Here is an 18,770-nt window from a genome sequence, read left to right on the forward strand (position 1 = left end):
GGGACTGGCTGACGCTATCTTTGCGGCGGTCTTCTCATCTGCCCCGCCGCCGCGCCGGGAGCCAGCATCTGCTTCAGCTCGTCCGGTTCGGAGGAGCGTCCGAGCGCATCGTCCACGGTGATGAGGCGCCTGGAGAGCAGGCCCATCAGACACTGGTTCATGGTCTGCATGCCGAACTTCTCCTGCCCGACCTGCATCTGGGAGTAGATCTGGTGCACCTTGTCCTCGCGGATCAGGTTCCTGATCGCGGGGTTCGGGACCATTACCTCGAGGGCGAGGGCGCGCCCGGGACCGTTGGCCCGAGGAATCAGGGTCTGTGACATGACCCCTTCGAGCACGAAGGAGAGCTGGGTCCTCACCTGGGTCTGCTGGTAGGGGGGGAAGACGTCGATGATCCTGTTGATGGTCTGGGCGCAGGAGTTCGTGTGTAGTGTCGCGAAGCAGAGGTGACCGGTCTCGGCCAGGGTCAGCGCCGCCTCGATGGTCTCCAGGTCGCGCAACTCGCCGATCAGGACGACGTCGGGGTCCTGGCGCAGCACGTACTTGAGCGCGTGCTTGAAGCTCTTCGTATCAGCCCCCACCTCGCGCTGGTTCACGATGCAACCCTTGTGCGGGTGCAGGTACTCGATCGGGTCCTCGACGGTGACGATGTGGTCGTGCCGGTTGATGTTGATGTGGTCGATCATCGAGGCGAGCGTGGTCGACTTGCCGCTGCCGGTAGGCCCGGTGACGAGGATCAGGCCGCGCGGCTTGTCGCAAAGCGCCCGCACCACGGGGGGAAGCCCCAGTTCCTCGAAGGTGAGGATCTTGTAGGGAATCACCCTGAAGACGCCGGCCACGGCGCCGCGCTGGACGAAGATGTTCCCCCTGAAGCGGGAGAGTCCCTTTACGCCGAAGGAGAGGTCGAGCTCGTTATCCTCCTCGAAGCGGTGCTTTTGGGCGTCGGTCAGGATGCTGTAGCAAAGCTGCTTGGTCTCGATGGCGGTGAGCGGAGGAACGTCCATCGGGGTAAGCTGGCCGTCGATGCGGATCTGCGGCGAGGTGTTCGTGGTGATGTGCAGGTCGGAGCCGCCCCTCTCCACAAGTTCCTTGAGCATTTGGTGGAAGTTGATCATGAAAACCCTCGTCTCAGTTTGTCTTCTTGAAAGCGTCAGTCATCGGCCACGGTCACCCTGAGCACTTCCTCGAAGGAGGTGACCCCTTCGATCAGCTTGGTGAGTCCCGACTGGCGCATGGTTTTGATCCCCAGGCGCATGGACTCCCTCTTGATCTCCGCGGTGTTGGCGCCGTTCAGGATCATCTCCTTGATCGGCTCGAGCATCGGCATGACCTGGTAGAAGCCCACCCTCCCCTTGTAGCCGGTACCGTTGCACTTGGGACAGCCGGTGCCGCGATAGCATACCACGGAAGGGGCCTGTTCCTCAGAAATACCCGCTTCGACGAGCGCTTGGACCGGCACCTCCTCGACCACCTTGCACTCGCCGCAGACGCGGCGCGCGAGGCGCTGGGCGGAGATGAGGTTGACGGCGGAGGCGACCAGGAACGGCTCGATCCCCATGTTGAGGAGACGGTTGATCGTCGATGGGGCGTCGTTCGTATGCAGCGTGGAGAGGACCAGGTGGCCGGTGAGGGCCGCCTTCACCCCGATCTCTGCTGTCTCGAAGTCACGGATCTCACCGATCATGATCACGTCCGGGTCCTGGCGCAGGAAAGCCCTGAGCGCCGCTGCGAAGTTGAGGCCTATGTCCTCGTGCATCTGCACCTGGTTGATCCCGGCGAAGTTAAACTCGACCGGGTCCTCTGCGGTGGAGATGTTCTCGGTCACCTTGTTCAGTTCCGAGAGCGCGGAGTAGAGCGAAACGGTCTTGCCGCTACCGGTAGGGCCCGTGACCAGCACCATGCCGAAAGGCTTGTGGATCTCGCGCTTGAAGTGGGCGAGCGCATCCGGCTCGTAGCCGAGCTTGGACATGTCCAGTTGCAGGTTGCTCTTGTCCAGAAGACGCAGAACGATCTTCTCGCCGAAAAGGGTCGGGAGCACCGAGACGCGGTAGTCCATGTCCTTGCCACCGCCGAGCTTGATCTTGATGCGGCCGTCCTGCGGCAGGCGGCGCTCGGCGATGTCGAGCTCGCTCATGATCTTGATGCGGGAGGTGATGGCGTTTTTCAGCTTCAGGGGCGGTTTCATCACCTCGTAGAGCACGCCGTCGATGCGGTAGCGCACCCGGAAGAACTTCTCGTACGGCTCGATATGGATATCCGAGGCCTTCTTCTTGATGGCGTCGGTAAGGATCAGGTTGACCAGCTTGACGACCGGGGCGTCCTCGGTGGCGCGCTCCAGCGAGCCGACGTCGATATCCTCTTCCTCCCCGATGACCTCGAGGTCTTCCATCTCCAGGTCGCTCATGACGTCGGCCAAAGACGCGCTCTGGTCGTAGAGCTTGTCGATGGCGGCCTTAATCGCGCTCTCGGCGACCACGACCACCTCGACGTTGTAGCCGGTCATGAACTTGATGTCATCGATGGCGAAGATGTTGGAAGGATCGCTCATCGCTATGATGAGCGTGGAGCCGGCCCGGTTCACCGGAACGATCTGGTATTTGTGGGCGATTTCGGCGGGGATGATCTTAACCACCGCGGCATCGACCTCGTAGTCGGCAAGGTTTATGGTGGGAACGCCGTACTGCTTGGAAAGAAATGAGGTGAGGTCCGCCTCGTTGATCAGCCCGTCCCGTACCAGGATGGACCCAAGGCGCAGTTGCCCCCCCGCCGCCTTCTGCTCAGCGAGGGCCTGCTTCAGCTGTTCCTTGTTGATCAGATTGTTCGTGACCAGCAGCTCACCGAGTCTGCTTACGTGCATATACTACCTCAGGGGGGTGGAGAATCCTGTGAATGGTATTTTGTAATTGCCTTAATGTCAAGGCTTACATGGTTCCGGCAGAAACGCCGCCAGTGCCCGTTCCATGCACCCTTCGGGCGGCGCTACCCCGGTCCAGATGCGAAAGGCCGCTTCGCCCTGCGCCACGAGCATGCCGAGACCGTTGGCGCACGGGATGCCAAGTGCGCCGCATTGCGCCAGAAGCGGCGTAACCGGCGGTGCATAGACCATATCGTAAATGCAGGCGCCGGACTTTAGCAGGGCCGGGTCGAGCCCGGAGAAAGAGTCGCCTGACATGCCGACCGAGGTGGTGTTGACCACGAGGTCGAAGGAGCCTATGAAGGCAGGCTCGGCGAGAGCGTCGAGGGAACCGGCGCCAAAGGCGACTCCATCGAGCCTTCCTGCGACGAGGTCGACGAGGGCAAGCGCCGCATCCGTGCTGCGATTCGCGACATGCACCCGCACCGCACCGGCACGCGCGAGCGACACGACGGCGCTTCTGGCGGCCCCGCCCGCCCCGAGCACGAGGACGCTCTTACCGCGCGGGTCGAAGGAAAGCTTCCCGGCAAGTGCCGCCACGAGGCCGAGGCCGTCGGTGTTGTAGCCGGTGAGCCTCCCTTCCCTTACGAGCACGGTGTTCACCGCGCCGATCAGTTCCGCGTCCGGGTCGATTGCGTCCAGAAACGGCATGATGGCGACCTTGTGCGGAATGGTGACGTTGAAGCCGGCGACTCCCGCGGCGGCAAGCCCCGCCACTGAAGCCGCAAGACGAGCCGGTGGTACGGGGAAAGGCACGTAGACCCAGTCCAGACCCAGTTCCTTAAATGCCGCATTGTGCATCACCGGCGAAAGCGAGTGGGCAACCGGAAAACCGATGATACCGGTAACCGTGGTCTTTCCCGTAATGGTCATTGGGCCACCCCGTTCGCGCTCAAAAGCGCTGCCACGCGCTGCCTGATCTCAGGCGCTATGCTTGCCGCCACTTCCAGGTCGCGCGCCCCCGCCTCGCGCTGCCCCATACGGAGGCGCGTCTCCCCCGACTCCAAAAGGGAAGCCGCGTAAATGAGGATCGCCTTCCCCGTGTCGAGGTCGCGGAAGAACATGTCGCGGTCTCCGAGCACGCCGCGCAGGGAGAAAAGAGGCCATACGTCGAGATCGGGAGGAGTCGCGGGGGTGCCGGCCGCCTGGAGCGCGAAAAGGATGCCGCGTTGGTGCACGACGTAATCCTTGAACTCGATGGAGTACTTGGTGGAGAAGTCGACGTAAACCGGCCGCTTGCCGTACTGCTCCCCGACCGCCATCATGAGCGTCCCGTCAGAGGTGCGCTGATCCGCGGGAAGCCCGTACAGCCCAGAGTTCTTGAAAAGGCGCGGCATGCTGTCCAGGTACCAGTCGAAGACGAGGTGCGGGGTGTGCGGCAGGTCGACATCCTCGCGCATCCTTTCGACGCCCTGCAGATACCAAAGCGGAAACGCTCCCGAATCCCCCCAAGTGAAGAGCACGGCGTCCTGCGGCAGGGACCTGAGCGTGTTGGAGGCGTAGTCGAAGGCGATGTAGTTTCGATGCTGGTCGTTCTCACGGTAGTTCAAAAGACAGACGGCGACCGGGAGCACGAAGAGAAGTGCCGGCAAAAAAAAGCGTGCGGCAGGTGCGTCTGGAAGATGCTGCACGGCCTCTTTGACGAGCGTAAAGAGCCCGACACCGATGAAGACCGCCGAGAGGAGGTACAGCGGGGTGAAGAACTCCTCGGTCAGGAAGATCATCTCGCCGGGCGTGTTGAAGTAGCCGACGATGATGAGCAGGAATGAGCCGAGTGCGATCAGGTAGCCAAGTACCAGGTCGCGCTTCGTCCGCATCAGGGCCCACAGACCGACGAGGAGGAGGAGAAGGCCCACGACGGTGAACTCGTGGGGGACGTTGAAGGCGTTCATCTGCGCCCAGAGGAGATCCAGGTCGCGGTGCGGCTTGTCGACCGGGTACCCCTTGCGCAGGATGTTCCAGAGGAACTGGGTGAGGTTTTTCGAGTCGCCCCAGTTCAGAATCGGCTTCTTGAGCGCGCGGACCACGAGGTGCAGGTGGATGCCGAAGCCCAAAAGGCCGAAGGCGAAGGCGATGAAGAACTCGCGCACCCGGAAGATGACGCGCCGGTCCGCGGACCAGAGCAGGAAGGCGTAGGTCGGGATCATCAGCACCATGATCTGGTGCGCGCCGGTGCCCAGCCCGCAGAGGAAGGCGCCCAAATAGACGTAGGCTGGGCGCTCGTTTCCTTCCAGGTAGCTCTCGCGCCAAAGGAGCATCAGGTAGAAGATGACGGCGCAGATGAAGGCGAGCAGCGGATAAGGTTTGTCGTGGTTTGACTGCAGCCAAAGCCTCGGCGTGAAGGCGAAGGTGAGCGCCGCCGCAACGCCGGCGAGTTTCGCGGCAAGCGCACCGAACCGCCCCTGCCAGAGAGTCTCCTCACCCTTTAAAAGCTGGATGGTGAGGAGATAGACGCCGAAGCAGGCAAGTCCGGCGGAGACTGCGGTCGCGAAGTTGACCCGGAAGGCTATGTTGCCGAGCGGGAGAAAGGTGAACGGCTTCGCGTAGTTGATGAAGAGCGGGTACCCCGGCGAGTGCGCCGTGCCTAGAGAAGAGATGGCGGTCAGGAACTCACCGCTGTCGAAGAAGGTGACCGTGGGCGCCAGGGTAAGGAGATATACGAACAGCGGGATGACGAAGGCCGCGATGGCGCACGGGTCGAGCCTGCGCAGGATTCCGTTAGGGTTCACGCAACTGCTCCTCGGTGTTAGTGACGCCGATGCTCCTGATGGAGACCTTGTCCCGCCAGAGGCAGTAAAGACCAACGACGGTGACCGGGAAAAAGCCCATGGCGTGAATGACGATGGCGATGCTGAGCGCCTTTTCGCTGCCGATCTGGAACGCGGAAAGGGCGGTGACGCAGGCGATGTGATACGTCCCGATGAAACCGGGTGATGCCGGTACCATCACGGCGAACACCAGGAAGACCATGATGAACATGGAGGCCGAGGGAGGCAGAAACAGGCCGAAGGAGCGCAGCATCAGGTCGACCGGCCAGATAGCGGTGGCCCACACGAGAAGCGAGGTGACCGCGACCCCGGAAATGCCGGAGATACTGGTCGGAATACGGATCCCGGAGATGAAGGAGCCGAGGAGAGCGCCGGCATGCTCAGCCAACCGCGCCGAGAAAGGATGCAGCACGCGGGTCACCACCTTGATGGTGAACTCGGTACGCCACCTGAGCAGGAAAAGAAAGGCAAGAACGCATACGTAGAGGGCGAAAGTGACGTACCCGCCGGTGACGAGCCCGTGCTGTACGCGTTCCATCCCGCTTGGCAGCTTAATGGTGAAGAAGGTGATCAGGAGCACGAGCAGCACGGTGAAACCGTCACAGAGCCGGTCGAGCACCAGGGAGGCGAAGACCGCGCTGGTGCCGATCCCCTCCTTCTGTCCGAGCGAGTGGGCCCGCACCAGTTCCCCCAGGCGCGCCGGAAGGAGGTTGTTCGCCATGTATCCGATGAGGGTCGAGGGGAAGAGGTTCCCAAGGCGCGTGCTCTTTATCGGGGCTAGCAGGAACTTCCAGCGCACCGCGCGCAGGTAGTAGCTCACGAAGGTGAGCACCACCGCGGGCACCAGGTAGCGGTAATCCATCGCGGCAAAGGCGTCCGCCATCTTTGCGAAGTCGATCTTCCTGAAGAGGAGAAAGAGGCAGAGAGCGCTGATTGCGATGCCGAGCAAGAGCTTCTTGTCTGGTTTTTGCGTGGTCAATCGGGCTCCTGTCATCGGTTTACTTGTCAATCGGCGCGGCCCGTTTCGGGGCTTGCGCAGTCCCAGTCTCCGCCGCTTTCGGACGGAACCGGGCGCGCACCGCCGAGGATCTCACGGCAACGCGCGACGTCCGCGGCAATGGCCTCTTTCAGCTCGTCGATCCCCGAGAAGCGTTTCTCCCCCCTCAGCCTCTCGATGAAGAAAAGGGTCAGCTCGCGTCCGTAAAGGTCGTCTTCGAAGTCGAGGAGGAACACCTCGATGGAGAGCTGCTGGTTGCCGAAGGTCGGGTTGGGGCCGACGTTGCAGGCACCGTCGAAGAGCCGGTCGCCCATGCAGACCTTCACCGCATAGACCCCGACCGACGGGATGAGGTCCTTTTCCGTTTCGATGTTGGCGGTGGGAAAGCCTATGCTGCGGCCGCGCTCGTGTCCGTGCACCACTCTTCCGGAGATGGAGAAGTGCCGTCCCAAAAGGCTCGCGGCGCACGAGACGTTTCCGGCGCTCACCATGCGGCGCACCGCCGTGGAGCTGTAGACGGTGGAGCCGTCCGAGATCGGCTCCAGTTCCTCAACGGTATAGCCGTGACGCTCGCCTAACTGGCGCAAAAGGGCGACGTCCCCTTCCCTGCCGCGGCCGAAGGCGTAGTCGTAGCCGATCACCAGGCGCTCGACGCCGATGGCGTCGACCAGCACCTTTTCCACGAAGACGGCGGCCGGCACCGAGGCGAATTCCTTGTCGAAGGGGATCTCGAGGAGGTAGTCGATGCCGGACCCCTCGATGAGGGCTTCCTTCTCGCGGCTCGTGGTGATGAGCCGCACCTCCTTGTGGGCCGCGACGACCTTGAGCGGGTGCGGCACGAATGTGATCACCACGGAAACGCCGTCGATCTCGCGGGCGATTTGCCGCACCCTCTTGAAGATCTCGCGGTGCCCCAGGTGCACGCCGTCGAAGTTGCCGATGGTGACCACCGGATGGCGCAGTTTTTCCCTGATCTCAGAGATGCTTCTAAAAATTTCCATGGACGATGGGGGTCCTTAGGCTTCCGCCGCCTCGGTCTCCACCTGGGGCGCCTTCTTCTTACCGAAGACGAGGGCAACCCAGATGCTGATCTCGTACATGAGGTAGAGCGGGATCATGATGACGAACATGGTGACCAGGTCGGCATGGAAAGCGGCGACGATGGCGCTGGCCAGTAGCGCGTATTTTCTGCGCGTGGCGAGCATCCGGTAGTTGACGATGCCGAAACGGGCCAAAAGGAGCGCGAGGATCGGGAGTTCGAAGATGAGGCCGAACATCAGGATCAGGCGCAGACAGAAATTTATGTAGGCCGAGATGTTGTACCAGCTCTGCAGCCCGCTCGCCTCGTAGGAGAGGGAGAAGTTTATGATGACGGGCCAGATGATGAGCAGGAAGAACATCGCCCCGACGCAGAAGGCGACGGTGGCCGTGGTGACGAAGGGAACCACCAGGCGCCGCTCCTTGCGGGTGAGCCCGGGCGCCACGAAGAGCCAGAACTGGTGAAAGAGCACCGGCAGCACGATGACGAAACCGGCCAGCATGGAGATCTTGCACTGCACGAAGAACGGCTCGAGCGGCGCGCTGTAGTTCAGCATGCGCGGCTTCTCGGCGACCTGATGTTCCTCGCCGAGCTTCATCTGCTTGTACGCCTCCGGGTAGCGCTGTTTGACCTTCTCGTAGAGGGATTTCTTCATGTCGGTCAGGTAGGTGTGACCGGTGAGCGGCTGCTCCACGAACTTCAAAAGGTCGGTGGAGAAGTTCCAGGCGACCCCCATGCCGATGACGATGGCAATTACGCTGACGATGAGCCGTTTCCTGAGTTCGACCAGGTGCTCCATGAACGGCAATACCTTTTCTTCCATATACCTCGCTTCTCCTAATTAATGCCGTGCAGAGCTCAAACAGCTTTTATATCACAGCGCTCAAATTCAGCGCAACAGCTTTCAGCGCCGTTTCGGCTTGGGACGCTTCCCCTTGATGGGGATGCGCTGGTAGGCGCTCCTGACGTCGGCGATCGGCTCGACGGGACGCTTCTCCAGGGTCCCTACGAGGGCGAATTCCACCTGCCGCGCCGGCTCGTTGACACCCGCAACCTTCACCCGGATCTTGTCCGCGATGCGGTACATGGCGCGGCTTCGCTCCCCCACCAGGGCATGGCTCTTCTCCAGGTGCACGTAGTAGTCCTGCGGGAGGGTGGCGACCGGCACCATCCCCTCCACGAAGAGATCGACGAGCTCCACGAAGAACCCGAAGGGGGCGACCCCGGTGATGTACCCGTCGTACTCCTCGCCGATCTTGTCGCGCATGAACTGCATCTTTTTCAGATCCACCATCTCGCGTTCCGCCTCCATGGCAACCCGCTCGCGCTTGCTCGTGTGCAGCGCGGTCTCGGGGAGCCGCGCCTCGAGCCGGTCCTTGTCCGCCTTATTCATCTTGCCGGCGAGCACGCGCTTCAGGATGCGGTGCACCACGAGATCGGGATAGCGGCGAATCGGCGAGGTGAAGTGGGTGTAGCTCGCTGCGGCGAGGCCGAAGTGACCGAGGTTCTCGGCGCTGTAGCGCGCCTGCTTCATGCAGCGTAAAAGCACCTCGTTGATGAGCCGTTCCTCCGGCTTTCCCGCCACCTCTTCCAGTAGCTTTTGCAGCGCGGTAGGGCTCACCTTCTCGTCCACCACTTTAAGGATGTAGCCGAAGCCGAAGACGAACTCTGACAGGTCCTGGAGCTTGACCGGGTCGGGGTTCTCGTGGATGCGGTAGAGCGAAGGGACCGGCGTCGTTTCGAGAAAATGGGACACCGCCTCGTTCGCGGCGAGCATGAACTCCTCGATGATGCGGTGCGCGAGGTTTCTCTCGGCACGCACGATCGCCGTGGTTTCCCCCTGCGTGTCGAGTATGATCTGGGGTTCCGGGAGGTCGAAATCGATGCTCCCCCTCCCCGCACGCACGCGGTTCAGCCTGAGCGCCAGGTCCTCCATCACCTTGAGATCCTCGACCAGGTGCCGGTTCGCGGCGATGGACTCCTCGTCGCGGTCCACGAGGACCTTCTTCACCGTCGTATAGGTAAGACGGGCGGAACTCTTGATGACGCTGGCGTAGAACCTCTGGTCCACACGGGCGCCGGTCGCGTCGAAGAGCATCTCGGCGGTCATGGTAAGGCGGTCCACCTGGGGGTTCAGCGAGCAGATCCCGTTGGAGAGCTCTTCCGGGAGCATCGGTATGCAGCGGTCCGGGAAGTAGACCGAGGTCCCGCGCAGGTACGCCTCGGTGTCCAGGCGCGACCCTTCGGTGACGTAGTGCGCGACGTCGGCGATGGAGACCCAGAGGCGGATATTGTCACCCTCGCGCGCGACGGAGACCGCGTCGTCGAAGTCGCGCGCCGTCTCGCCATCGATGGTCACGATGAGCCTCTCACGCAGATCGACCCGTCCCTGCCGCGCCTCCTCGCTCACCTCCTGCGGCTCGCGCTCGGCCTCCGCCATCACCTTCGCGTCGAAGACATGCGGGAGCTCGTACTTCTTGATGACGGAGAGGACTTCGACTTCGGGGTCGTCCGGCTCGCCGAGCACCTCGACGATGCGCCCCTCCAGCGGGCGCACTCCCGAAGGATACGAGGTGATCTGGGCGAGCACGATCTGTCCGGTACGCGCCTTGGCCGCACCGCCGGAGGGCCCGGGGGACACGAAGAGGTCGCGGCCGAGCTTCGGGTCGTCCGGGATGACGCGCCCGCCCTTTCCGGCCGCCTCGAAACGGCCGACGATCTCGGTGACACCTCGCTTCACGATGCCGGTGACACGCCCTTCCCTTTTCCCGTCGCGGCGCGTGGATACCACCTGCGCCTCCACGATGTCCCCGTTCATGTATTCGGTGAGATAGCGGGCCGGGACGAAGAGATCCTCGCCGCCGTCCTCGGGCATCACGAAACCGTAGCCGTCGCGATGGGTGGAGAGCCTGCCGCGCACCGTGCCGCCTGCGCCCGCCATGGTGTAGATACGCCCAGGCAGCTTAGCGATCTCCCCCGTTTCGACCAGGTAGTCCAGCTGGTCGTCCAGGTGCTGACGTTCGTGCCGCGAGACGTTGAGGGCCTTAAGCATCTGCCGGTACGGCACCGGCTCCCCCTTGCCCAGCAGTCTCAAGATCGCGTCCTTGCCTTTGCGCATAATACAAACCTCCGGGAAAAACAGTAAATTCAACATGGTGGATAATGCAGAAGGGGCGAAGGAAAGTCAAGGAAGGCGATGGAAAGGCAATTGACGATTTTGACGGTTGACCACCTGAGGCCAAAAACGGCGGCTCGACCGATCGGAATGGGAGCATATGGCGGTAGGAAGGTGTTCGTCGTCAATCGTCAATCGTCCATTGTCCATTGCATTAACAATTGCCTTTTGCGCCGCGCTTCGGTACAACTACGGGTTAGTTTTGCAACGTAAGGGAGTCTCCATGTTTTGCCGTACCATCGCAGCAGCAGCACTATTGCTTTGCGCCACCCTTCCCGCCTCCGCAGCAAACCTCAGCAAACCGGCCGACGAGGCTCTCACCACCGCCGCCAAGCGCATGCAGGTCAAGGACTACCGCGCCGCCCGCGACGCGGCCCTTGCCATAAACGACCCGGCCATCCGCTCCTTCATGACGGGCATCGCCGCCGCCAAAATGGAGCAGTGGGAAGAGGCCGCGGCACAGCTACCAGCCGCTGCGGAAGGGTATCCGCTCTTAGCCGACTACGCCCTCTACTACCAGGGGCTCGCCCTTTCCAAGCTGCAACGCCACGCCCAGGCACTCCCGCCGCTTTACAAGCTCCTAAAAGACTTCCCGGCGAGCAGGCTTTCGCGCCAGGCGCTCATCCTCTACGCCGATTCGCTCGCCGCGGCCGGCTACCCGAAGGAAGCACAGCAAAGCTACGCCACCTTCGTCGAGCGCTACCCATCCGGCAGCGATTCCATCTCCGCCCTTTACGGTTCCGCCCTCTCCCGCGAAAAAATCGGGGACACGGCGACCGCCGTTACCGTTTTACGCACCATCTACCTCAGCTACCCCGCGTCCCCCTATGCCGACAAGGCAGCCGCCGAACTGCAGAATCTCGCGGCAACCGGCATCAAGGCGGAGCCTTACAGCAGCGCGGAACTCTACAAGCGCGCCTGCACCCTTTCCGATCTCGGGCGCCATCTAAAGGCCGCCGAGGCGTTTGCCGCGATCCCGCTGAACGGTGAAAACGACGACTTCATCCGCAAGGTGAATTTCAAAAAGGGACAAGCGCTTTACAAGGCGAGGCGCTACCAGCAGGCGCAGAGCACCTTCGCGGCCCTTTCCGGATACGGCGAGGCCGACCTGTGGTTTGCCCGCACCCTCGACAAGGAAGGCAAGGGAGAAGAGGCGTTCCAGCTCTATCAAAAACTCTCCCAGGACGCGAAGCGTGGAACGGTGGCCCAGGAAGCGATGCTCGAGGCCGCCTACCTGAAACGCTTCCAGAGAAAATGGGGTGAAGCGGCTTCGTTGTTCAAGCAGTACCTTGGCGCGGCGCCGAACCAGAAGAACGTCAACGTCCTCTGGGAAGCCGCCTGGTGCAGCTACCAGTCCCGCGACTACGCCGATGCAGCGGCACAGTTCAGGAAACTTGCCGAGCGCGACGACCTGCGCGACAAGGCGCTTTACTGGCTCGGCAGGACCCTTGCCCGAAGCGGCGATGAAAAGAGCGCACAGGTGATGTTCACCGCGCTGGCTGCCGAATACCCGCTCGGATACTACACGCTGATCAGCAACCAGAGCCAGAACGCCGCCTCGCTCCCCCAGCCTCCCCAGAACCTGGCAGACGTCCTGCCGATGCCTTCGGGCTTCGAGCGGGAGAAGGCGCTCATCGCGCTCGGCCTTTTCGAGGAGGCGGCGCGTGAACTCTCGCTTTCCAAGAAAGGGAAGAACCCCGCGGGTATCGCACGTCTGTACCTCGAGATGGGGAACTACAACGGTGCCTATCACGCACTAGGGAACGAAAAGCCCAAGCGCGGTGACAACGCCACCGTGCTCGGCGCCACCTTCCCGCTCGCCTTCCGCGAAGAGGTGGCAAAACATGCCGCCGCGGTCGCGGTCCCCGAAAGCCTCGTCTACGCCGTGATGCGCACCGAGAGCAACTATTTCCCCGCCGCACTTTCGCCGGTTGGCGCGGTCGGTCTCATGCAGATCATGCCCGCCACCGCCGAGTCGATCTCCAAGGGGGACTCGAACCGTTTGACCACCCCCTCCCTCAACATCAAGCTCGGCGCACGCCACCTGAAGGACCTGCTGCAGCTGTACGACAAGAACCTCACTTTCACGGTCGCGGCCTACAACGCGGGCTCCGGGAACGTGAAGCGTTGGCAGAAAGCGTACGGCGACCTGCCGCAGGACGAGTTCGTCGAGAGCATCCCCTTCAGGGAGACCCGCGAGTACGTCAAAAAGGTGGTGACCAGCATGCAGATGTACCAGCGGCTGTACCGCCTCCCCCCCTACCAGGAGCCTGGTGCACCGAAACCGGTAATCCCGCAGCAGGCGGTCGAGGAAAGCAAGGTCGCTCAAGACGTGCCCGTGCAGCCCGCAACGTCCCCGCAATAAATAAAATCTCCCTCCCGCTCATCTAGCGAAAACAATCGAAGAATTCCTGGCCCGGCGGCAAGCGGGTCCGCGAAGATCGTAAGTGACAACGCGCTCCCCCCCTTTTCGAAGGGGGGACGGGGGGTATTTTACTTCCAGCCGGCCCCGCAGTGGCAACGACCTAATCACCACAAAAGCCCCCCTTTTACATCCTGTAAAACCCCGCTATCAAAGGCTCATTTTGCCGATTGACAGCATACTGATTATGTGCATAATGCTCTCCTTTGCCGGCGCAGCTTTTCGCCCGTGAAATCAGTTCGTTGCCCTTCGTCGGGAGGAGCTATGGAAACACGACAGACACCCACCATGGACATAGAACAGACGGTAGGCTTCCTGCTGGCTAAGGCCTACCAGCGCGCCTGCCTCATCTTCAAGGAACAGTTCGACCAGTATGAACTGACCCCGCAGCAGTTCGGGCTGCTTGGCTTTCTGTGGCAGGAGGACGGTATCAGCCAGTCGCTTCTTTCCGCGAAAAGCCAGATCGACAGGACCACGATGGGGGGGCTCATCGACCGGTTGGAAAAGGAAGGGCTCGTGATGCGCCGCCCCGACCCGGCCGACCGCCGCGCCTACCGCATCTGCCTCACTGAAAAGGGAAAGGCGCTCGAGCCCGAGCTCGTGCCCGTGGCGCTCAGGGCGCAGGCGGAGTTCATCGCGAGACTGGAACCGAACGAAGTCGAAACACTGACGTCGCTGCTGCAAAAATTACGCAGCTGATCCCGGAGCTTTCATGCATAAAGTTGTAGTTCTACTGGCGCTTTTATTCTGCGCCATCTGCAGTGCCGCAAACGCGGAAACGCTTACGCTGAAGGAATGCCTCGACAATGCGGTCGCCTCGAGCCGCGGCCTCAAGTCCGCCTCGCACGACGTCGAGATAGCGCGGGAGCAGGTCGGCGTCGCCCGCTCGACACGCCTGCCGCGCGTCGATCTGCAGGCGGGTTACGTGGCACAAGCCAAGGCCCAGGCGTTCAAGTTCGGCTCACAGTCCCAGGAGACCCAGGACCCGCGCTACCCCTTCGCCAACTTCAGCGTTTACCAGACCCTGTACGACTTCGGGCGCACCGGCGCAGCCGAGGGGATGGCGCGCATGCAAAGCGAAGCCACCCGCTACTCCTACACCGGAAACGAGCAGGACGTCTTCATGCAGGTGGTGCAGGCCTACTACGGCATCCTGACCGCAGGAAAGCTCGTCACCGCGGCCGAGGACGAGGTCTCCCAGATGCTCTCGCACCAGAGGACGGCGCAGGCGCTCTTCGAAGAGGGGGTCGTCACCAGAAACGACCTCTTGCAGGCCGAGGTCCGGGTGGCTTCCAGCCGCCAGAGCCTCTTGAGCGCGAGGAACGAGGTGCAAAAGGGGTGGCTGCTGCTGAACTACCTGACCGGTGCCCCACCCGAGCGCCGCGCGGAACTCAAAGACGACGCGCAACTCCCCAATACCCCTTCCCTTTCCGAGGCTCCCGACATGTCCAAGCGGGGCGAGCTCTCCGCGCTCAAGGCCGTGGTGGGCGCCGACGAGTACGCGGTCAAGGAGGCGAAGACCATCCACTACCCGGAGCTTTTCGCCAAGTTCGGCATCGACTACCTCTCCAACAGCAAGGTACGCGAGCAGGCCATCGTTGCCGCCACGGTCGGTCTCAAGGTGAACCTCTTCGACGGCCAGGCTTCCTCGGCACGCGTCAGACAGGCGGTACAGGCACGATCGCGCGACGAAGAAAGGCTTAGGGACATGGAGGAGCGCACGAGGCTTGAATACGCGCTCGCGGTGAGCGACATGCTGGTGGCCAGGGACAGGATCTCGGTGGCCGAAAAGGCGATCACCCAGGGGGTGGAAAACCTCCGCATCACCAAGGACCGCTACCAGGAGCACGTGGGAACGGCAACCGAGGTGATCGACGCGCAGACCCTTTTAACCAGAACGAGAACCGATTACTACCGCAGCATCTTCGACCTGCAGGTCGCCGCCGCCAGGGTGAAGAGGGCAACCGGCGAGCTTTGATCCATCTCTAACCATCCAGGGCCTTCCGTTTTACCGGATACCGGCCCGACCGGAGCAAATACCATGGCAGACGAAACCATAGAAAAAAAGCAGCCCCAGGCCAAAGGCGGACTGAGCAAGAAACAGCGCGGCGGGATCATCCTGCTGATCATCATCCTGGTCGGCGCACTCTTCGGCATGCGCCAGTGGGTGCGCAGCAAGACCCATATCGAGACCGACAACGCCTTCATCGAGGCGCACGTCCATTCCGTGGCGAGCCGGGTCCCCGCGATGGTGCAGCGCGTGGCCGTAGTCGACAACCAGTTCGTGCACAAAGGGGATCTGCTGGTGGAACTCGACCCGGCGGACTACCAGGCGCGGGTGACGAGCGCCGCGGCGTCCCTCGAGATGGCCAAGAACGAGACCTCCGGCGATTACGCAAGTGTGGAGAGCGCACGCGCCAACGTGAACCTCGCCGCCGCCCGCCTGGAGCAGGCAAGCCTCGACCTCAAGCGCGCCGAGGCGCTGTACGCGAAGGAAGTGATACCCAGGGAGCAGCTTGACCGCACGCGCACCGCGCACAAGGTGGCGGAGGCGCAGGTAAGGGAGGCGCGCGAAGCGGAGAACCGGGCCAAGGCGATGATCGGCGTTTCCGGCACCGGCTCGAAGGACGCGCGCGTGGCGCAGAAGCAGGGCGAACTCGAGGCGGCACGGCTGAACCTCTCCTACACCCGCATCGTCGCGCCGAGCGACGGGTACGTGACCCGCAAAGGGGTCGAGGTCGGCAACTTCGTCCAGCCCGGACAGGCGCTCATGGCGATCGTACCGCTCGAGGACGCCTGGATCACCGCGAACTACAAGGAAAGCCAGCTGAACGCCGTGCGCCCCGGGCAGGCCGTCGAGTTCACCGTCGACGGCTACCCCGGCCGTCACTTCAGCGGCAAGGTGGAAAGCATCATGGCGGGCACCGGTGCCGCGTTTTCCCTGCTCCCGCCGGAAAACGCCACCGGCAACTACGTTAAGGTCACCCAGAGGATCCCGGTCCGCATCGCCATCGACAAGACGAGCGACCCCGAGCACCTCCTGCGCGTCGGCATGAGCGTTGTGCCGACCATCCTGACCGGGCAGAGCTTCGGGCAGGTCGTCGGTTTCGGGCACTAGCACTACTATTGGCGGTACCATGAACAGCGCTGAAGAAAAGAACATCAACAAGTGGCTGATCACCATCACGGTGATGCTGCCGGCGATCATGGAGATCGTCGACACCTCGGTCGCCAACGTGGCGCTGCCGCACATGCAGGGGAGCCTGAACGCCGGCACCGACGAGGTCACCTGGGTGCTCACCTCGTATCTCGTGAGTAACGCCGTCGTCCTCCCCATGACCGGCTGGCTTGCGGGGATCTTCGGCCGCAAGCGCTTCCTGATCACCTGCATCACGCTCTTCACCCTCGCCTCGCTCATGTGCGGCGCGGCACCGAACCTCGGGCTCCTCATCTTCTTCCGGGTGCTGCAGGGGGCCGCCGGCGGCGCGCTCATCCCGATGAGCCAGGCGATCATGATGGAGACGTTCCCACCGTACCAGCAAGGTATGGCGATGGCCATCTTCGGCGTCGGGGCGATGTTCGGCCCGATCATCGGCCCGGCCCTTGGTGGCTGGATCACCGACAACATGAACTGGCGCTGGATCTTCTACATCAACATCCCGATCGGCATAGTGGCCGTGGTGATGGCGACCTTCTTCATCTACGACCCGAGCTACATCAAGCGGGCCCGAACATCGATCGACTACTGGGGACTGATGCTCCTGACGGTGGGGCTCGGCGCCCTGCAGATCGTACTCGACAAGGGACAGCAGGACGACTGGTTCAACTCCGGCTTCATCGTCGCCTGTTCGATCATCACCGCAGTCGCGCTCAGCGCGCTGCTCTACGTGGAACTCAACCACCCGCACCCGGTCGTCAACCTGCGCCTGTTCAAGAACGTCTCTTTCTCGGCGGGGAACCTGATCATGTTCGCGGTGGGTTTCTGCCTTTACAGCTCCATCATGCTCATCCCCATGTTCCTGCAGACCCTCATGGGGTATAACGCGACCATGGCCGGCATGGTGCTCGCCCCGGGTGGCGTTGCGACGCTCATCTGCATGCCGTTCGTCGGCGCGATCATCCAGCGCTACGACGGCAGGAAGGTCGTCTTCGTCGGTCTCATCATCGCCGCCTACTCGATGCACATGATGCAGGGTTTCACGCTGGAGGCCGCCTACCGCGACTTCGTGTGGCCGCGCGTCGTGCTGGGCGTCGGACTTGCCATGATCTTCGTTCCCCTCACCACGGTCACCCTCGCGACGATCTCGAAGGAGGAGATGGGAAACGCAACCGGCATCTTCAGCCTGTTGCGCAACATAGGCGGCAGCGTCGGGATCGCCATCGCCGCCACGCTCCTTGCCCGTTACGGCCAGTTCTACCAGACGAGCCTCGTGGCCCACGTAACCCCGTACAACCCGCTCGCGCAGTCCCAGATCGCGGTATTAAAACAGGCCATGATGGGGCGCGGCCTGGGCCCGGTCGCCGCCGAGCAGAGCGCACTCGCCATCATCTACGGCAAGATCTCGCGGCAGGCCTACATGCTCTCCTACAACAGGATCTTCTTCATCGTCGGCATCGCCTTCGTGGTGATCATCCCGCTCCTGCTGCTTCTAAAGAAACCCGTGAAACACCTGCCGCCGGGTGCGGTGCACTAGCCGCAAGACGCATGATTCAGGCACAAAAAAACGGCCACCCGTAACGGGGCGGCCGTTTTTCACATGAACCTTCGAAAGAGCCTCAGGCGGTCTTCGCCTTGACCGACTCCTTCGGGGCTTTGGGGGCCTTGAGTGCCTTGGCGGCCTTTGCCTTCACCGGGGCGGCTTTCTTCGCCTCGATGTTGGCCATGCGCACACCGCGGGCCTTGGCGAGGTTGTCGGCAAGACCGCGATCGAGGGCCATCTTGCGGCGCGCCTCGGAATAATTCTTGGCGGCGAGCGGCTGCTTGCCCGGGATGCCGAACTGCTTCTTGTACTCGCCCGGTTTCATGCCGTGGGCGGTGTTTAGATGCCGCGCCAGCGTCTTGAAACCGCCCTTGCCACACAGCATGCAAACGACTTCGCCCTTCTTGAATGCATCCTTCACAGAAACGGAAGGCTTCGCTTCCTCTAATCCCTCGACAGGTTCACCCGCTTCAAGGTTTTTGAGCGCGTTGTGCACTTTGCTGATTTCGAATATAAGCTGATCCGAGGTCATGGGAGTACTCGACGCATGCGAAGCTACGATCTGTGCCGCGATCTCTACCAAAGTGGCCATTTATTTTCCCTCCATTGATCATTACTTGCTGGCAATATAGTGGCAGGTTTCTTTGCATTGTCAAATTGGTATTTTCAATTATATTACAGAACGTCTTTAGCTATGAGTCTGAAGCAGCACTTGATCCCCAATGACAGCGGTTTTTGTTATATCTGCCAGTGCT

At 62.1% G+C, this 18,770-nt stretch carries 14 protein-coding genes; 5 read left to right on the forward strand and 9 right to left on the reverse strand.

Annotated elements, in window-relative coordinates:
* Positions 1–14: 14 nt before the first annotated feature.
* The 8 genes from D6Z24_RS08530 to rnr all read right to left on the reverse strand — a co-directional run bounded on the left by D6Z24_RS08530 (position 15) and on the right by rnr (position 10,836).
* A complete protein-coding gene (locus tag D6Z24_RS08530; RefSeq protein WP_129126167.1) occupies positions 15–1,115 on the reverse strand; it encodes a type IV pilus twitching motility protein PilT in 1,101 nt (366 codons plus the stop codon).
* A gap of 35 nt (positions 1,116–1,150) precedes the next feature.
* Positions 1,151–2,857: a type IV-A pilus assembly ATPase PilB gene (gene pilB, locus D6Z24_RS08535; protein WP_129126168.1), complete on the reverse strand. Its 1,707-nt coding sequence runs from the start codon at positions 2,855–2,857 to the stop codon at positions 1,151–1,153.
* A 57-nt stretch (positions 2,858–2,914) separates the two neighbouring features.
* Positions 2,915–3,787 carry a shikimate dehydrogenase gene (gene aroE, locus D6Z24_RS08540; RefSeq protein ID WP_129126169.1) on the reverse strand — a complete coding sequence of 291 codons (873 nt, stop codon included), beginning with the start codon at positions 3,785–3,787 and terminating at the stop codon, positions 2,915–2,917.
* Entirely contained in the window at positions 3,784–5,643 is a 1,860-nt protein-coding gene (locus D6Z24_RS08545) for a glycosyltransferase family 117 protein (RefSeq protein WP_129126170.1), read from the reverse strand. Before D6Z24_RS08545 ends, aroE begins: the two co-directional genes overlap by 4 nt.
* Positions 5,633–6,661: a lysylphosphatidylglycerol synthase transmembrane domain-containing protein gene (locus D6Z24_RS08550; protein ID WP_129126171.1), complete on the reverse strand. Its 1,029-nt coding sequence runs from the start codon at positions 6,659–6,661 to the stop codon at positions 5,633–5,635. The genes D6Z24_RS08545 and D6Z24_RS08550 overlap by 11 nt, the downstream gene beginning before the upstream one ends.
* A gap of 26 nt (positions 6,662–6,687) precedes the next feature.
* Entirely contained in the window at positions 6,688–7,680 is a 993-nt protein-coding gene (locus D6Z24_RS08555; protein ID WP_129126172.1) for a bifunctional riboflavin kinase/FAD synthetase, read from the reverse strand.
* Between the two features lie 15 nt (positions 7,681–7,695).
* Positions 7,696–8,541 (reverse strand): twin-arginine translocase subunit TatC, encoded by an 846-nt coding sequence (gene tatC / locus D6Z24_RS08560; RefSeq protein ID WP_129126173.1) that lies wholly within the window; start codon positions 8,539–8,541, stop codon positions 7,696–7,698.
* 81 nt (positions 8,542–8,622) lie between these two features.
* Positions 8,623–10,836 carry a ribonuclease R gene (rnr, locus tag D6Z24_RS08565; RefSeq protein ID WP_129126174.1) on the reverse strand — a complete coding sequence of 738 codons (2,214 nt, stop codon included), beginning with the start codon at positions 10,834–10,836 and terminating at the stop codon, positions 8,623–8,625.
* A 280-nt stretch (positions 10,837–11,116) separates the two neighbouring features.
* Between rnr and D6Z24_RS08570 the strand changes: the two genes are divergently transcribed.
* The 5 genes from D6Z24_RS08570 (at position 11,117) to D6Z24_RS08590 (ending at position 18,009) form a co-directional block, all read left to right on the forward strand.
* A complete protein-coding gene (locus D6Z24_RS08570; RefSeq protein WP_129126175.1) occupies positions 11,117–13,258 on the forward strand; it encodes a lytic transglycosylase domain-containing protein in 2,142 nt (713 codons plus the stop codon).
* A gap of 321 nt (positions 13,259–13,579) precedes the next feature.
* Positions 13,580–14,014, forward strand: coding sequence for a MarR family winged helix-turn-helix transcriptional regulator (locus D6Z24_RS08575; protein ID WP_129126176.1), 435 nt, complete (start codon positions 13,580–13,582; stop codon positions 14,012–14,014).
* Positions 14,015–14,027: 13 nt separating this feature from the next.
* Positions 14,028–15,293: a TolC family protein gene (locus tag D6Z24_RS08580; protein WP_129126177.1), complete on the forward strand. Its 1,266-nt coding sequence runs from the start codon at positions 14,028–14,030 to the stop codon at positions 15,291–15,293.
* Between the two features lie 63 nt (positions 15,294–15,356).
* Positions 15,357–16,433, forward strand: a complete 1,077-nt coding sequence (locus tag D6Z24_RS08585; RefSeq protein ID WP_129126178.1) for an HlyD family secretion protein — start codon at positions 15,357–15,359, stop codon at positions 16,431–16,433.
* A gap of 19 nt (positions 16,434–16,452) precedes the next feature.
* Positions 16,453–18,009 (forward strand): DHA2 family efflux MFS transporter permease subunit, encoded by a 1,557-nt coding sequence (locus tag D6Z24_RS08590; protein ID WP_129126179.1) that lies wholly within the window; start codon positions 16,453–16,455, stop codon positions 18,007–18,009.
* 82 nt (positions 18,010–18,091) lie between these two features.
* On the opposite strand, the gene D6Z24_RS08595 is transcribed toward D6Z24_RS08590, so the two are convergent.
* On the reverse strand, positions 18,092–18,607 hold the full coding sequence (locus D6Z24_RS08595; RefSeq protein ID WP_129126180.1) for a MucR family transcriptional regulator: 516 nt from the start codon (positions 18,605–18,607) through the stop codon (positions 18,092–18,094).
* Positions 18,608–18,770: the final 163 nt, after the last annotated feature.

The sequence above is a fragment of the Geomonas oryzae genome (assembly GCF_004117875.1).
In the GTDB taxonomy this organism is placed as follows: Bacteria; Desulfobacterota; Desulfuromonadia; order Geobacterales; family Geobacteraceae; genus Geomonas; species Geomonas oryzae.

Bases quoted from the DNA above. Each gene is read 5' to 3' on its own strand.
- D6Z24_RS08530 (WP_129126167.1), bottom strand. From the start codon at position 1,115: ATGATCAACTTCCACCAAATGCTCAAGGAACTTGTGGAGAGGGGCGGC.
- pilB (WP_129126168.1), bottom strand. From the start codon at position 2,857: ATGCACGTAAGCAGACTCGGTGAGCTGCTGGTCACGAACAATCTGATC.
- aroE (WP_129126169.1), bottom strand. From the start codon at position 3,787: ATGACCATTACGGGAAAGACCACGGTTACCGGTATCATCGGTTTTCCG.
- D6Z24_RS08555 (WP_129126172.1), bottom strand. From the start codon at position 7,680: ATGGAAATTTTTAGAAGCATCTCTGAGATCAGGGAAAAACTGCGCCAT.
- tatC (WP_129126173.1), bottom strand. From the start codon at position 8,541: ATGGAAGAAAAGGTATTGCCGTTCATGGAGCACCTGGTCGAACTCAGG.
- rnr (WP_129126174.1), bottom strand. From the start codon at position 10,836: ATGCGCAAAGGCAAGGACGCGATCTTGAGACTGCTGGGCAAGGGGGAG.
- D6Z24_RS08570 (WP_129126175.1), top strand. From the start codon at position 11,117: ATGTTTTGCCGTACCATCGCAGCAGCAGCACTATTGCTTTGCGCCACC.
- D6Z24_RS08575 (WP_129126176.1), top strand. From the start codon at position 13,580: ATGGAAACACGACAGACACCCACCATGGACATAGAACAGACGGTAGGC.
- D6Z24_RS08580 (WP_129126177.1), top strand. From the start codon at position 14,028: ATGCATAAAGTTGTAGTTCTACTGGCGCTTTTATTCTGCGCCATCTGC.
- D6Z24_RS08585 (WP_129126178.1), top strand. From the start codon at position 15,357: ATGGCAGACGAAACCATAGAAAAAAAGCAGCCCCAGGCCAAAGGCGGA.
- D6Z24_RS08590 (WP_129126179.1), top strand. From the start codon at position 16,453: ATGAACAGCGCTGAAGAAAAGAACATCAACAAGTGGCTGATCACCATC.
- D6Z24_RS08595 (WP_129126180.1), bottom strand. From the start codon at position 18,607: ATGGCCACTTTGGTAGAGATCGCGGCACAGATCGTAGCTTCGCATGCG.